Source organism: Altererythrobacter sp. BO-6, from assembly GCF_011047315.1.
Classification (GTDB): domain Bacteria; phylum Pseudomonadota; class Alphaproteobacteria; order Sphingomonadales; family Sphingomonadaceae; genus Erythrobacter.
Map to the genome: position 1 here is coordinate 955676 of NZ_CP049259.1, position 14046 is coordinate 969721.

Consider the following 14046-nt stretch of genomic DNA (forward strand, 5'->3'; position numbering starts at 1 on the left):
CGAAACCCGCAAGGTTGATCAGAAGTTGAGCGAGGCCCCGAAGGTGTACTTGCGCCCGGCGAAAGCGAGGTAATTCACCAGTGGCTCGTATTTCAGGTAACGGAACGTGCCTTCGTTGGTCAGGTTGATCGCGTTGAACGTCAGGCGCAGATACTTGTTGACCTTGAAGCGGGCCGCCAGGTCCAGCTGCTCGCGCCCGGATTCGATTTCCGGTAGCGTCTCTGGCCGCGCAAAACCAAGCTGCACGCTTTCGCGACGGGTGAATTCGGAGCGCTTGTTATAGGCAAGGCGCAGGCTGAAACGGCCGTCGTCATAATAGGCGCCCAGGTTCATCGCCTTGTCCGACAAGCCCCGGCGGCCGACTGTTTCGCCTTCCGCATCCAACAAATCGCTGGCTTCATCGACGATGGTGTAGTTCGCAGTTACGCCCAGATGGCGCAGGAACCCGGGCAGGTAGTTGAAGGCATGCGCCATCCCCAATTCCAGCCCCTTGATCTTGGTACCCGCGAAATTGCCATAGGTGTTGATCGAAAAGACTTCACCACCGATCTCGTAGTCGATCGGATCAGGGCTCAGGAAGATCGTGGAATCGATGTTCTTCTTGAATACGGCCGCCGACAGGAAGCTGCCCTTGTCATAATACCATTCAAGCGAAGCATCGAAATTGTCCGAGCGTACCGGGTTGAGGTCGGGGTTACCCGCCTGCCCGAAACCGGCATAATCCGGATCGACATCGCTGCGCGTGATGTTGAGCGCTGGCGAAATCAGGTTCAGGCCCGGCCGCCCCAGCGTTCGCGAATAGGCCGCCCGCAGGATCAGTTCCTTGGTCAGCGCGAAGTTGAGGTTCAGCGTCGGCAACCAGTCTTCATAGCTGCCGGGGATCGTGACCGTGTCCCAGCCGGTATTCGCTTCATTGCGAATATACCCGGCCGAGGTGGTCTTGGTTTTCACGTATCGAAGTCCGGCATTGCCGTACATGTCGATCCCGCCAATGGCTGCGGTCTGGAAATCCGCCCGGAGATAGAAAGCGGTGGTTTTCTCGCTCACGTCAAAACGTTGCGCGGTCTGCTCGTAATAGCCAGCGCCGGTGTCAGGATTGATCGCCCGAATGTCGATCAGGTTGAAATAGTCTTCAACTGCCTGCAGATCGCAGCCTGCGTTAGAGCCCCAAGTGCGCGGCAAATTGCCGCCAAAGCTTGCCAGCATGCCTTCGCGGCCAGCCGTTGTTAGACACGAGGCAAGGAAAGCGGACGTTGCCAGCGCCCCGGCGTCTGTCGTCGAAGGCGAATTAGGGTCAACCGGCACGCGCTGGATGTTCACGAATTGCGCCGGAGGCCGCACGCCATCCCATTCGGTGAAGACACCATTGCCCTGGCTCTGGTTCGGATTCTGGTAGCTGGCCCTGAAGAAGCTGCGCTCGGCCCAGCGGAAACCAGCCTTGAGAGCTGTGAAGAAGTTGGCGTCCGGCTCCCAGGTCAGGTCGAACCGGAATGAGTCGTCCTTGTTCTTCGTGTCGCTGGCGTTGCGCTGATACTGGAAATAGCGCTGCCGGATGTAATTGATATCGCCGGGATTCAGCTCGACCAGGTTCGCTTCCGAAACCAGCGAAGTCACGCCGTAGCGGGCCGATGGGAAGGGATTTTCGTAGAACGTGACATCGGGAATCTTGTTGTCGCCAAGGTTGAAATCGACGAAGTTGTAGAAATCCTGCGCGTTGAACGCGGCAGCATTTCCGCCCTGCTGCTCGATCCCGGTGTTGAGCTGCGCCTGGATGACGGTGTTGGCCTTGCCCCGTGAAGTCGAACCCTTCGCGTAGAAGTTCAGCGTGGGCGTGACATCCCAGTCCGCTTCGAGCGAATATTGCTGGGATTCGCGCTCGACGGTGTTGATCGACGGGGCGGCGCCGACGCGATTGGTAGCGGACGCAAGGCGCCCAGCTTCCATGATGTACACGTCACCGAAAGTCGGGGTGTTCGCCAGCAGCGTGTAAACATTGTTGGGGCTCGCCAGCGGGCCGGAACGCGGGACGTTGAAATTGATCGAATAGTTTGCCCCGGTCAGGTTTTCCTCGATATCGGTCAGGACCGTGTCGAAGCGGATTGCGAGCGTATCGGACGGCTGCCATTCGAGCGTGCCGTTGAGCGATTTCTTGGTGTCGTCGCGTTGGCGCTCGAAGAAGCCGAACTGGCCGGGAATGTAGAAAACGAAATTCGGATCACCAGCGCCCGCTGCGTTACAGGTCGGGTTGAATTCATAGCGATAAGGGTTTGGTTGCGCCGTCACGTTGGCCTGGCAGAAGAAGTTGTATTGGCCGTTCGAGGCATTTGGATTGTTCTGCGGAATGTCCGCTCCGGTCTTGCGGATCCAGATACCCGGCGCAGCGTCGAAGTCACCACCGCCATAGACTTCCGCGACGCTGGCGGTTTCCTTGTAGCCGACGTTGAGCAGGATCCCGAAGTCGCCGATCCCGGTGTCGCGGAACTGCTTGAGCAGGAATACCGAAGCGTCCTGGTTCTTGAGGCTGCCGACATCGGCGACCTTGTGCGTGCCGTTGATGTTGAGGACAAAATCCTTTTTGCCCGCCAGCGGTGCGCGGGTCTGCAGGTTGATCGTGCCGCCAAGCGAACCTTCGATCGAATCCGCCGTAGGTGTTTTCAGGATTTCCACCCCGGCGAACAGCTCTGCCGGAAGATCCTGGAAGTTCACCCCGCGCTCCGCGGCGGTGCCCGAAATGGTTTCGCCATTGAGTTGCACGTTGTTCTCGGACAGGCCGCGAATCTGCACGCCCTGGCCCTCACCGTCGTCGCTCCTGGTAACCTGCACACCAGAGATGCGCTGCAGCGCTTCGGAGATGTTTTCGTTCGCGAGCTGGCCGATATCTTCAGCGGTGATCGAGTCCTTGATCTCGGTCGCGCGACGCTTGTCATCGATCGAGCTTTCGATCGACTGGCGCACACCCGAGACGATGATGATGTTTTCCGGCGCTTCATTCGCCGCAGGTACGGCTTCCGATTCTTGCGAGGTCTTGCGCCATCGCCGGCACCCCGCTCGCGGCAACGCATGCCACGGCCAGTGCCAGCACGGATCCCGATCCCTTGAAATAGCGGCTCATATCCCTCTCCCTCAGATAAGCCAAATGTTATAAATAATATGATTATTAGGCTAATAGGCATGAGTCAAGTGCGCGTGTCCGGCGCCACTTGTCCACGCGGAAAGGGACTGGCTGGCCGAGCCAAATCAATGCTTTACGCAGAAGAAGAACGGGACGAAATCCATCGCCCGGTCGATCCGCTCTGCGGGCGCACCAAACATCCCCGCCCCAGTTTGCCGCTGGCGCGCTGGCATGCCTGCGCCGCAGCACGACTGGATTGCCTCGCTACCTTCGAGCTTCTACCAAGGCGGGATGCCGAATTTCCTTATCGCCAGCCTTATCGTGACAAGTCTCGCCACAGTCGCGTCCAGCGATGCTCCCGCCGCTGGGGTCTGGACCAATACCGAGGACGCCTATTTCGCCGAGGAAGAAGGTCGCCAACAGCCAGAATGGGCCGGGTTCGAGATCGGCGAAGACGGTCGCTGGCGACAGATCGACGCCTTCGGCATGCCCCTGGGCGAATGGGCCGAAGGGTCGATCCCCGGCGTATCGCGCCGGGAGAGTGGCGGCTGGCAAATCGGGACAAGCGAATTGCGCCGGGCACGGCCCTTCACCTGCTGGATGTCAGTCAGAAAGCCGCAGGACAAGCCCGATGGCAGCGCCGACTGGAGCTTCCAGTCGGGCCTGCGCACCTTCGATCAGGGCGGGCGCATCGCTGTGGGCGGCGGTGACGCGCCCGAAGCGACGATCCGCCTGCGCAATGTGACCTGGGCCAAAGGGAGCCGCAACGCCCCTTCACTGGTGCTCTATATCCATCAGGACGATCCCGATCGCGCGGTGTCCTATGCCTGGGCAGCGCCGGATTCTGGAACGGATCGGAATCAATCTGCGCTGGATCCAGGGCAGTTGCAGCGTCGATTATGCGGTGATGGGCGGCACTGACGCAGCGCTCGTCAAAGCCGGGCAGGATTGGAAAACGCTGTACGAAGCAGGCGATTGGGCAGCGCTACGCCAGCTTTACACCGATGATGCCGTGCTGATGACCGCCAATCAGGAAAAGATCGAAGGCGCGGACAATATCCTGGCGTTTCTGCAGCGCCTGTCGGGAGCCGGAGCGAAGGTCGAGTTCCGTTTTGAGCCGGAGGAAGCCGTGGCCAAGCCGCCGTTCGGCTTCGTCACGGCCAAATACCGGATGGATATCGCCTTTCCGGGCCGCGATCCGGTGGTAGTCGCCGGGCGATCCTATCTCGTCTACAAATGGCAGGATGGCGGATGGAAGCTGTGGCGCGATATCGACAATTTTGCGCCTGACGTGACTGCGGCAGATTTCGCGGACTGATGCGTCCTTCCGCCTACTCGCTGTCCGCCGCCATCCGATAATACAGGTCCGCAAGGTATATTGGCGCGGCATCGGGCGCTTCGCACCAGCCGGTCAGGTACCAGCGGCGGTCGACCTCTTCCCACAGGCTCAACACGTGGTTCCAGCCACCCATCGCCTTGCCGGCATGGCGAAACACCCGGCCTTCGCTGTCGCGGGCATCCTGGCGAAAGGCGATCCGCCATTCCATTTGCGCGCTGACCAGCCGCGCCGGGCCGGGAATGCCCAAGTCAAGCACGCCGGAGAAGGCAAGACTGACGCTTTCATGCAAGCGCTCGTTTCCGCGCAAATAGGCCAGCACCGCCGGAAATTCGGTAAAGACCTCGCTTACCTCCTCCGCTTTGTAGAAGCGGAAATGGTCGCGCCGCCAGAAATCGGCAATGACATCGGTCGCGATGCGGCCCCAGGCCGCGGCATAGGCGTCGAGCTCGGCGGCGAGGTCCTCAGCCATGTTTCCACGCCGCCCCGCCAACCCAGTCGCCGGCGACACCCAGGAACTGGCTCATGCGCACACTGTCCCACACGCCAGCAGCGAAATAAGGATCGGTTTCGAATTTGGCGCGCGCGGCATCCTTGTCAGCTGCCTTGATCACCAGCAGCGAACCGATTGTTGCGCCCTCCTCCTTGAGCGGGCCAGCAATCGCATAATCGTCGATATGCGCTTCGACATGAGCGAGATGATCCGCCAGCAATTCTTCGCGCAAGGCAGGTGCCTGTGCGCCGTCAACACAATGAAAGGCGAACAGCGGCATCATCCCACCTCCACGCATTCGACAAGCTCGTCGCCCACGCCAATCGCGGTAGCAGCGCGGCGCCCTTCGTATAGCGCACCCTCGCGCGCGGCAGGCGGCGTGATCCAGTCAGCCGAGCAGGCGTCCAGATCCTTGACCGCCAAAGTCACCAGCGCATTGCCCGGAGGCAGCATTCCGGCGTGGCGTGCGCGTTGGGTGGTGGCATCGGGATAATCATCCACTTCCACGATCGGCAGGCGGCCGTGGTTGACCATGGTGATGGTCGTCTGCGTTTCGGGCGGCAGGCCGAAGGCGTCGTTGATCATGCTGTATGGCAGGGTGTAGTCGCTGCCCCGGCCAAGCCCCAGCCGCTGCTGGTACCACGCGATGCTGCGCTCGCGATCGGGCGTTGCCAGCACGACGATGAAGATCCGGTCTACCGGGGCATGCGCGCGGGGCAGGTCGGTATCAGGCAAATCGCCGAGCACCTGGTTGAGATAGATCATCTCCTGCCCGGTGCCCAAAGCCTGCATTGGGATGAAGGCGGGCTCGATATTCTCCAGCACCTTGGGCGGGCCAACGATGGTGAACAGGTCTTGCGGCAAGGCCTCGGGCCAATGCCACACGTCCTCCACCGTGCATTCGAACGCGGCCCAGCCATAGCTGCGGTTGGGGACGTAAGCGGGATGCGCGGGTTGCTCGACCAGCCGGAACCAGCAGGGCGCATCACTGGCGGGCCGCATCACGGCATAGCGCGAACCCTTATTGGCCGGGCAACCCCAGCTAACGGCGAGTTCGGCATCGAGTTCGCCTTGCTCGACCAGCTCAAGCTGCAGAACATCGCGATAGGCGCGCATCGCGCGATCGAGATCGGGCACGGTCGACAGCCCGCCCATGATGGTTCCATGCGCGATGCTCATTGGTCGACCCCCGAGCCAAAAACGGGTTTTCGCTTCTCAACGAAGGCCTGTGTGCCTTCGGCAAAGTCCTCACGCGTGAAAGCAGTCGCGAAGATGCCAAGGGTGGCCGCGTCATCCTCCACCTGCCCGTCAAGGATGCGGCGCACGAATCGCTTGTTCTCGATCGCGGAATAGGTCGACGCGGCCAGGATCGCCTCGACGAGTTCCTCGCTGCTGTCGCGTACCATTTCGACCAGCCCGATCCTTAGCGCTTCGTCGGCGCCTAGCAGTTCGCCAGTGAAAAGGATGCGTTTCGCCTGGCCTGGCCCGACCAGATCAGTCAGCAGCTTTACGTCATGCAGCGGGTAGACCAGCCCCAGCTTGCCCGGCGTAATCCCGAACCGCGCGCGCGGTGTCGCCACCCGAATATCGCACGCCAGCGCCAGCCCGCAGCCGCCGCCAACGCAATCGCCATCGATAAATGCGACCGTGGGCAGGTTGATCCGCGCAAGTTCATGCTGGACGCGGTTGATTTCCGCCTGGTTGGCTTCGCGCCAGCTTGCATTGTCCTTATTGGCGAGCAGTTCCTTGATATCCGCGCCCGCACAGAAGGCGCCCGAACCATCGGCGGCGCGCAGTTCGAGCAAGCGGATCGAGGGATCGCTTTCGGCATCGCGGATCAGCGCCGGGAAGGCTTCCCACATCGCCATGTTGATCGCGTTGCGCGCTTCGGGCCGGTCGATCAGCAGCCGCGCGACTGCGCCGTCTTTTTCCAGCCTTACAGTCATGCCGGGTTCTCCTTCATGAAGTGATCGGCGATCGCCTTGCGGGTCGTCACCCATACCCCATCATGGGCACGAACGTGGCGGAAAAATTCCTCCAGCGCCCAGATCCGCCCCGGCCGGCCGATGATGCGCAAATGCAGACCCAGGCTCATCATCTTCGGATTGCCGTCCTCGCCCTCGCGATACACCTGGTCGAAATTGGCCTTGGCATAGTCGAGCCACTGGTGCGGGGTCAGCGCCGGATCGGTCCACATCTTCATGTCGTTATTGTCGAGCTGGTAGGGCACGATGCACATCGGCGTGCCGGTGGTTTCGCCATCCCAGAACGGCACGTCGCCCGAATAATCGTCCATGTGATAGGTGAAGCCTTCCTCCTGCAGCAACCGGCGGGTATTGTCGGTCAGGAGATAGCGGCTCAGCCAGCCATAGGGCCGCACGCCGCAGGTCTGCTCGATACTGCTCACGGCTTTGCGGATGAAGGCGCGCTCGTCCTCCTCGCTCATCTTGAACTGGTGGATCCAGCGATAGCCGTGGCTCACCGGCTCGTGGCCAAGTTCGCGGATCGCCCCGGCAATCTCGGGATGGTTTTCGAGGCTCATGGCCGCGACGGTCCAGCTGGCCGTGATGTCATATTGCTTGAGCAGTTTGACGATCCGCGGCGCGCCCGCCTTGATCCCGTAGAGGTAATTGCTCTCATTCGAATAATTGCGCATCTGCGACTTCACGAACACGCCCAGCTCGTCGACCGGCTCCATCCCGCGATCGCCGCGCGCGATGGTCATCTCGCTGCCTTCCTCGACATTAACGACGACCGATAGGGCCATCTTGGCGCCGTTCGGCCAATCTATTCTCTCTTCTTGCACAAACATCTCCGTTCGGTTCGAGCGCAGTCGAGAACCGTTCGTGCCAGCGTGTCTCGACTACGCTCGACACGAACGGAACGTTGTATCGGCGGCTAGTGCATCTCCTCTCCGCCCGAAACGTTCAGCGCCTCGCCGGTCACATAAAACGCCGCTTCGCTGGCCAGCCACACGCAGGCCGCAGCGGTGTCGCTCGGCAGTCCCGGGCGGCCCATCGGGTTCTTCGCGCTCATATTGGCGAGATAGGCCTCAACGCTGTCGAAGCCGAGCAGCCTGGAAAAATACTCGTTCTGCTGCGCGCCCAGCCCGGTGGTCACATGGTTGGGGCACACCGCATTCACCGTGATGCCGTGCTTGCCCAGCTCGACCGCGCTGGCGCGGGTCAGCCCGACCATGCCGTGCTTACTCGAAACATAGGCCACCAGGTGCGGAAAGCCGGTCTTGGCGGCCTGCGAAGCGATATTGATGATCCGCCCGCCTTTGCCTTTCTCGACCATCGCCCGCGCGGCGGCCTGCGTGCAGTAAAACGCGCCCGAGAGGTTCACCGAAATAACCTTGTCCCACTCGTCGGCGATTTCGACCTCGAGCAGGGCTTTCATCTTGAAACCGATCCCGGCGTTGTTGACGAGTACGTCGATCCCGCCGAACCGCTCGACCGCGGCGGCGACCAGTGCCTGGCACTGCCCGGCATCGGACACATCGCAAGCCACCGTCAGCACTTCAGCCCCGCGCCCGCGCAGCTCGGCCGCCACTTCCTCCGCCTCGGCATCGATCGAAAGGTCGGAAACGACGCAATTCGCGCCCTCATCGGCAAAGGCCTGCAATATGCCCTGCCCCAGCCCCTTGTGCTTGCCCGATCCGGTGACGACGACGATCTTACCCGCAAATTTTCCGGCCATCACAAATCCTCCGTCAGCACGAAGTGCGGCGCGTCGGCAAAGCCCTGGAACGGCGCGGCGGCAGCCTGGAAGCTCTCGGTCGAGATATCGGCGATAAAGGCATCCATCCCGGTGATGTCGATGATCTCGAAATATTCATAGGCGGGCTTGGCGTTCTCGTCGCCGAACACGCCGGTTGCCTTGTGCACGGTGAAGCCGGTGACCGAACCAAGCGCGTTGACCGTGGGTATGTCGCGGGTCTTCGCCCACTCCTCATATTCGCTGACGCTTACTCCGGGCTTGAGATTGAACAGGCAGATGATGCGCATCATGGCTCTCCTTGCAATTGTGGTGCGCGGTAGGCGCGCAATTTGTCGTCGAGATGGCGTGCCAGCGCGAACAGGCCCGCTTCGTGTCCGGCAGCGCCCACAATCTGCACGCCCAGCGGCAGGCCGTCTCCGGTCCACCCCATCGGCAGGCTGAGTGCGGGCAGCCCCGCTATATTGGCAAGGCAGGTGAAATCGGCCTGCGCGGCAGGCTCTTTCTCGCTGTGCGGGAAAGGCGCGTTGGGCACCGTCGGCAGGATCAGGAAACCGTTGCGTTCGACCAGCGCGTGGATTTCCTCGGCTGTGCGGGCGAGCACCTGCTGGTCTTCGGTCCAGTCCGCGGTGCTGCGGCGCGGGCCGTAGGCCAGCAGCTTCGCCAGATGATCCGACGTGGGCACACCGTGCAAATGATCCGCCATCGCCTTCGAGACCTGGATGAAACCGGCATAACGGATGCGGCTTTGCGGGCTGGAAAGGCTCGCCGTCGCGACCGGCCGGGGCAATGCCCCGCAGGCCGCAGCAAACGCGCTTGCCACATCGGGATGCAGTTCCACGCCATGGTCGGCCAGCGTCGCCCCCGCGCCTTCGATCGCGCCTTCGCCGAAATCGGACATTACGCGCGCGACCTGCTCCAGCGTGTCGAGATCGCGCGCCAACGGGCCGACCGCATCAAGCGCATAGTCGGCTGGCTCGAGCCCGTCCTGGCTGACGCGATCAGTCGCGGGCTTGAAGCCATAAATCCCGCAATGCGCCGCCGGAATGCGGATCGAGCCCATGGTGTCCGTGCCCAGCGCCACGTCGCACAGCCTCGCTGCCACCGCTGCGCCACTGCCGCCCGATGAACCGCCCGGAGAATAGCCCGCACGGTGCGGGTTGTGCGTCGGCCCGAAATGCGGATTGTCGGTCTTGGCGCCAAGCGCCGCCTCTTCCATGTTGAGAATGCCGGTGATTGCGGCGCCCGCATCGCGCAAGCGGCGCACCACTTCGGCGTCGCGCTCAGCCCGTCGTCCTTCCCATGCGCCCAGCCCGGCGTGGAACCGCATTCCCGCGACCGCGATGTTCGCCTTTACGCCCACGGTCATGCCGGCGAGCGGCCCTGCACCGCCCCGCGCATCATCATCGCGGAAGAGAAAGGCGTTGAAGCGGTCGAGCATGCTCAGCCTATACCCCCCGCTGGTCGATCAGGCGGAGCGGCTTCTGCCGCGTGTCGATCTCGGTATCGCTGGCGGTTTCGCCCGGGCCGACCAGCCGCACTTCGACTTCGACGCCCAGCCCGCGCCGCAGCGTGTCGGCCAGTTCACCCGCGTCGCTGCCACCCCGGCTTTCCAGCGTCACCGTCATGTGATCCTTCTGGCTGGCGTCGCGGCGCAGATGGCAGACATATTCGCCGGTGAGGTCCGCACGGTTCTCGATAATCGCGCCGATCGCATGCGGGAACACGTTGATCCCGCGCAGTTTGACCATGTTGTCGCTACGGCCCTTGAAGCCGGCGATGCGCTTGAACACGATCTCGCCGAGGCCATCGAGTTCGTGCGTAATGTCATGCGTGTTGAAGCGGATGCAGGGCGCGATATCGTCCTTGTAAAGGCATGTAACGACCATGTCCCCGGTTTCGCCATGTGCCACCGGCGCGCCGCTATCGATGTCCAGCAGTTCGAGATATTGTGCGTCTTCCCAGACATACATACCCTCACGCTCCGGCCCCTCGCCCGCGATGGTGCCGGTGTCGCCCACGCCGTACCAGTCATAAGCCTTTGCGCCGTGCCAGGCGGCTTCGGTGCTGGCGCGATCCTCCGTGCCAAGATGGCCGATGATCATGCGGATATTGATCTTGTCGAACAGCCCCTCGGCCTCGGCGGTTTCCGCCAGCTTGCGGATATAGTCGACGAAGCCGACGATCGCGGTCACCCCGAAATCGGCCATCAGCCGCACCTGGTTGACGCTGCGGGTTTCGATCCCCGTGCCGGCGGACAAGAACACGCTGTTGGTGAAATGCGTCACCGCCTCGCGGATATAGTGCCCGCCGTTGATCATGCCGTGGCCATAGACCGAATGGACGACATCGCTCGGCTCAAGGCCCATCCAGCGGTACATCCGCCCGACCAGCAGATTGCCGACCTCGCGCCCCTTCGGCCCGAACATCAGCGTTTGCGGCTTGCCGGTGGTGCCGCTGGTGGTGTGGAAGATCGTCGGCGGGCGCGTCGCCGGATCGCCCATCCCGTGGAAGTCGCCATAGGGCGGGTAGTCCGCGATCGAGGCCATCAGGTCGCTCTTGTCGTAAACCGGCAGCTTGGTGATGTCCGCAAGGCCGCGGATGTCACCCGGCTCGATCCCCTGCGCGCCCCACAACCGCTGGTAGAACGGCACCTGCCAGCCGCGCTGCATCAGCCGCCGGAATTGCGCGTCCTGGATCGCAAAAAGCTCGTCGCGGCTCATAGATTTGTAGCGCGCGGTGAAGGCCTCGCCGATCGGGTAATCCGATAGCAATTGCCGGTGGTCGAGCGCTTCGAAATAGGTCGGGTAGGTCATAGGGCTTTCGTGAAATAAGCGAGAGGGTCATCGAAGATGCGCTGGTCGGCATCGGTGGGGGCGAGTTCGTGGGCGAGCGTGAATTTGGCTTCGGCTTGCGCTTCGCTCAGCGGATTGTCCGGGCTGCCGAGCGTGGCGCCGATATGGTGCCGCTGGCTGGTCCCGTCCTTGAAGGCGATGCTCAAAGCCTGCGGAAACAGGGCATTGGGGTCCTCATTGCCGTCAGGCACCAGAGCGACCTTGTCGGCGAGCGCAGCCAGCGCCGGATCGGCCATGTGTTCCGGCGTGAAGCGGCGCGGGTCGATCCGCCCGTCCGTGAGCATCAGCGCGGCGAGCCAGGGCAGGCACAGCCGGGCATAGGCCGGGGTCATTTCGCGCAGGTAGGGCCGCGCGACGAGCCGCCGGATCAGCGGCGGGCAGGCGAGCTCGATCGTCGCGACCGCGGCAGGATCGAGCGCGAGTTCCTGCAGCTTGCCCAATGCGGCATGGCTCGCCCGGCCCGAAGGGAACGGCTTCACGCTGACTTCGGAAATCCGCCAGACCTTGCCGAGATCGCATGTATAACGCGCAAGATCACCGCGATCGAACAACTGGTAATAGCCGAATTGCCCCTCCAGCGGGTCTTTCGGCCCCGGAAACCCGGCCTTGGCCAGGTCGCTCGCCGTAACCGCTGCACGCGCGGCATTGGCGATCTGGAATGGCAGCGTGGCCAGCCCCTCGACATGCGCCTGCATCGTCCCCGCCGCCGAGGAATAGGCGATACCGAGCGTGTCATCCAGCGGCGCGCCGTCGATCCGCGCCACCGCCAGCGCGGCGCCCAGCAGGCCCGCTGTCGCCGGGCGGAAAAAGCTGAGTCCGGTATCCGCCGCAAGGCCAATGCCCGAAGCGACATCAACGCCGATCGCGAGCGCGGTGAGCGCCGCTTCGGGATCGCATCCGCCCTGCCGGTCGATTGCGGCGCCCAGCGCGGCCACCACGGTGCTGAGCGCGTGGACCACCGCAGGCTCGTGCACAGCGTCCCATTCCAGGCAATGGATGCGATAGCCGTTGACGAAGGCCGCGGCGGGTGCCGGCAAGCGCTCGTCCGTGCCGATCAGGCGCGCATCGTTGCCGCTGCCCATTGCCCGCGCGGTAGCGAGAATGGCATCCGCACCCGGTGCGTTTGCACCCGCCGCACCCACCGCCAGCGTATCGGCGAGCAACCGCAGCGCATCGGCGCGCGCTGCATCGGGCAGCACATGATCCGCTGCCGCAAAGGCGAGGAGATCGGCGGTCGCGCTCATCGCGTCCATTCCTCGATCAGCGTATCGAGCGCGGCAGCGTCATGCTCGTGAAGCGCCAGCGATACCGCCTTGTGCGCTTCGCTTTCGGGCAAGCCGCCCCAGCGTGCGAGGCTGTGCATCTTGGCGATGAGTTCGCGTTCGCCGATCGGCCGTTCGGGATCGCCCAGCGTGTCCACCAGTTCCAGCCCGTTCACCCGCGCGCCGAAATGTGCCGGATAGCGCGCTGTAATCGCGGAATCTTCTGCCGCAGTCACCTGCGCCCGAAGGTCCGCGAGAGCGGCAATCGCGTCTGCCGCAAAGTCCTGCGGTTCGGCGCTGCGTCCGTCTGCCACCACGGCAATCGCATGCTGGAGCGAGAATTTGGCTTCGAGTTCGGTGGTCGGATTGGGCCGGTCGCAGAAGGCCAGCGCATCGGCATAGGTCTCGACTGTGAACGGCGGAATGAGCTTGCCCGCGGCACGCAGTTCCATCGCCGCATCGATCGCCGGATGGGCATGGCGGCAGGCAGCCCACGGTTTGAAGCTGACCTGGTCGATCAGCCAGCCATCGCCATTGTTCGCCAATTCGCCGGGCTCGCGCGTCATCGCGGCAAACAGCCCTTGCGGCCCCTCGAGGATCGCTTGCGGCCCGGTTGCGCCGTAATGCACATGCAGCGCCGCATCGCGCCCGGTCCGCACCGCATGGTGGATATGCCACTGCTTTGTCAGCACATCCTTGTCATGCCGCATGTGCCATAGACCGCCCGCGACCGAACCGGCATTGCCCAGCGCGTTGGCGTATTCGATCGGCGCAAAACCGATCAGTGAACCGAACGCGGCACAGGCGCCGAACAGGCCCATGGTCGCGGTAGGGTGCCAATGGGCATAGTGGTGCGCATCGAACGCCGCGCCGATCGCGATCATCGCTTCATAACCGCGCACCGCTGCATCAAGCCGCTGATCGAGCGAAGCACTGGGCAGGCTCATCGCCGTAGGCCAGATCACTGGCCCGGGATGGAGCAGCGCGGTGCGATGGACATCGTCCATCTCCAGCACATTGCCGAGATAGGTTGCGCGCTCCCACCCCTGGCTCGAAATTGCGCCGCTCAGCGCGCCCGCTTCGCTGTTTCGGGCGCCCGCGATGCAAGCGAGCCAATCGAGCAGGTGCAAACGTGCACGGTGGCGCTCGCTTTTGCCAACGGGCCGCGCTATTGTCCGGACAAGTTGAGCCAGCAGCGGGTCGCTCATGCGCGCACTCCCGTCATGGCCGAGGGTTGATGGAGCAAAGGTTGGCAACGAAGGCCAAAA

15 protein-coding genes are annotated in these 14046 nt (G+C 63.0%); 2 read left to right on the forward strand and 13 right to left on the reverse strand.

Going from position 1 to position 14046, the window contains the following annotated elements; all coding sequences use genetic code 11:
* Positions 1-18: 18 nt before the first annotated feature.
* Positions 19-2973 (reverse strand): TonB-dependent receptor, encoded by a 2955-nt coding sequence (locus G6N82_RS04675; protein ID WP_277601971.1) that lies wholly within the window; start codon positions 2971-2973, stop codon positions 19-21.
* 13 nt (positions 2974-2986) lie between these two features.
* The gene (locus tag G6N82_RS15160; protein WP_277601979.1) at positions 2987-3112 is read right to left on the reverse strand and encodes a hypothetical protein; all 126 of its coding nucleotides are present in this window, start codon (positions 3110-3112) and stop codon (positions 2987-2989) included.
* A 231-nt stretch (positions 3113-3343) separates the two neighbouring features.
* On the opposite strand from G6N82_RS15160, the gene G6N82_RS04680 reads away from it, so the two are divergent.
* Positions 3344-4033 carry a hypothetical protein gene (locus tag G6N82_RS04680; RefSeq protein ID WP_165194204.1) on the forward strand — a complete coding sequence of 230 codons (690 nt, stop codon included), beginning with the start codon at positions 3344-3346 and terminating at the stop codon, positions 4031-4033.
* The gene (locus tag G6N82_RS04685; RefSeq protein ID WP_165194206.1) at positions 4020-4430 is read left to right on the forward strand and encodes a DUF4440 domain-containing protein; all 411 of its coding nucleotides are present in this window, start codon (positions 4020-4022) and stop codon (positions 4428-4430) included. Before G6N82_RS04680 ends, G6N82_RS04685 begins: the two co-directional genes overlap by 14 nt.
* A 13-nt stretch (positions 4431-4443) precedes the next feature.
* Here G6N82_RS04685 and G6N82_RS04690 read toward each other — a convergent pair whose 3' ends face one another.
* The 11 genes from G6N82_RS04690 to G6N82_RS04740 all read right to left on the reverse strand — a co-directional run bounded on the left by G6N82_RS04690 (position 4444) and on the right by G6N82_RS04740 (position 13986).
* Positions 4444-4920: a hypothetical protein gene (locus tag G6N82_RS04690; protein ID WP_165194208.1), complete on the reverse strand. Its 477-nt coding sequence runs from the start codon at positions 4918-4920 to the stop codon at positions 4444-4446.
* The gene (locus tag G6N82_RS04695) at positions 4913-5224 is read right to left on the reverse strand and encodes a YciI family protein (RefSeq protein ID WP_165194210.1); all 312 of its coding nucleotides are present in this window, start codon (positions 5222-5224) and stop codon (positions 4913-4915) included. The genes G6N82_RS04690 and G6N82_RS04695 overlap by 8 nt, the downstream gene beginning before the upstream one ends.
* The gene (locus tag G6N82_RS04700; protein WP_165194212.1) at positions 5221-6120 is read right to left on the reverse strand and encodes a VOC family protein; all 900 of its coding nucleotides are present in this window, start codon (positions 6118-6120) and stop codon (positions 5221-5223) included. The genes G6N82_RS04695 and G6N82_RS04700 overlap by 4 nt, the downstream gene beginning before the upstream one ends.
* Positions 6117-6887, reverse strand: coding sequence for an enoyl-CoA hydratase-related protein (locus G6N82_RS04705; RefSeq protein ID WP_165194214.1), 771 nt, complete (start codon positions 6885-6887; stop codon positions 6117-6119). Before G6N82_RS04705 ends, G6N82_RS04700 begins: the two co-directional genes overlap by 4 nt.
* The gene (locus tag G6N82_RS04710; RefSeq protein WP_241255194.1) at positions 6884-7708 is read right to left on the reverse strand and encodes a polysaccharide deacetylase family protein; all 825 of its coding nucleotides are present in this window, start codon (positions 7706-7708) and stop codon (positions 6884-6886) included. Before G6N82_RS04710 ends, G6N82_RS04705 begins: the two co-directional genes overlap by 4 nt.
* Positions 7709-7839: 131 nt before the next feature.
* Positions 7840-8643, reverse strand: a complete 804-nt coding sequence (locus G6N82_RS04715; RefSeq protein WP_165194218.1) for an SDR family NAD(P)-dependent oxidoreductase — start codon at positions 8641-8643, stop codon at positions 7840-7842.
* Positions 8643-8954 carry an REDY-like protein HapK gene (locus tag G6N82_RS04720; protein WP_241255195.1) on the reverse strand — a complete coding sequence of 104 codons (312 nt, stop codon included), beginning with the start codon at positions 8952-8954 and terminating at the stop codon, positions 8643-8645. The genes G6N82_RS04715 and G6N82_RS04720 overlap by 1 nt, the downstream gene beginning before the upstream one ends.
* Positions 8951-10102, reverse strand: a complete 1152-nt coding sequence (locus G6N82_RS04725) for an amidase (RefSeq protein ID WP_165194220.1) — start codon at positions 10100-10102, stop codon at positions 8951-8953. Before G6N82_RS04725 ends, G6N82_RS04720 begins: the two co-directional genes overlap by 4 nt.
* Before the next feature lie 7 nt (positions 10103-10109).
* Positions 10110-11477, reverse strand: coding sequence for a phenylacetate--CoA ligase family protein (locus tag G6N82_RS04730; protein WP_165194222.1), 1368 nt, complete (start codon positions 11475-11477; stop codon positions 10110-10112).
* The gene (locus tag G6N82_RS04735; RefSeq protein ID WP_165194224.1) at positions 11474-12760 is read right to left on the reverse strand and encodes an MmgE/PrpD family protein; all 1287 of its coding nucleotides are present in this window, start codon (positions 12758-12760) and stop codon (positions 11474-11476) included. The genes G6N82_RS04730 and G6N82_RS04735 overlap by 4 nt, the downstream gene beginning before the upstream one ends.
* Positions 12757-13986 carry an MmgE/PrpD family protein gene (locus tag G6N82_RS04740; protein WP_165194226.1) on the reverse strand — a complete coding sequence of 410 codons (1230 nt, stop codon included), beginning with the start codon at positions 13984-13986 and terminating at the stop codon, positions 12757-12759. The genes G6N82_RS04735 and G6N82_RS04740 overlap by 4 nt, the downstream gene beginning before the upstream one ends.
* Between the last annotated feature and the right edge of the window lie 60 nt (positions 13987-14046).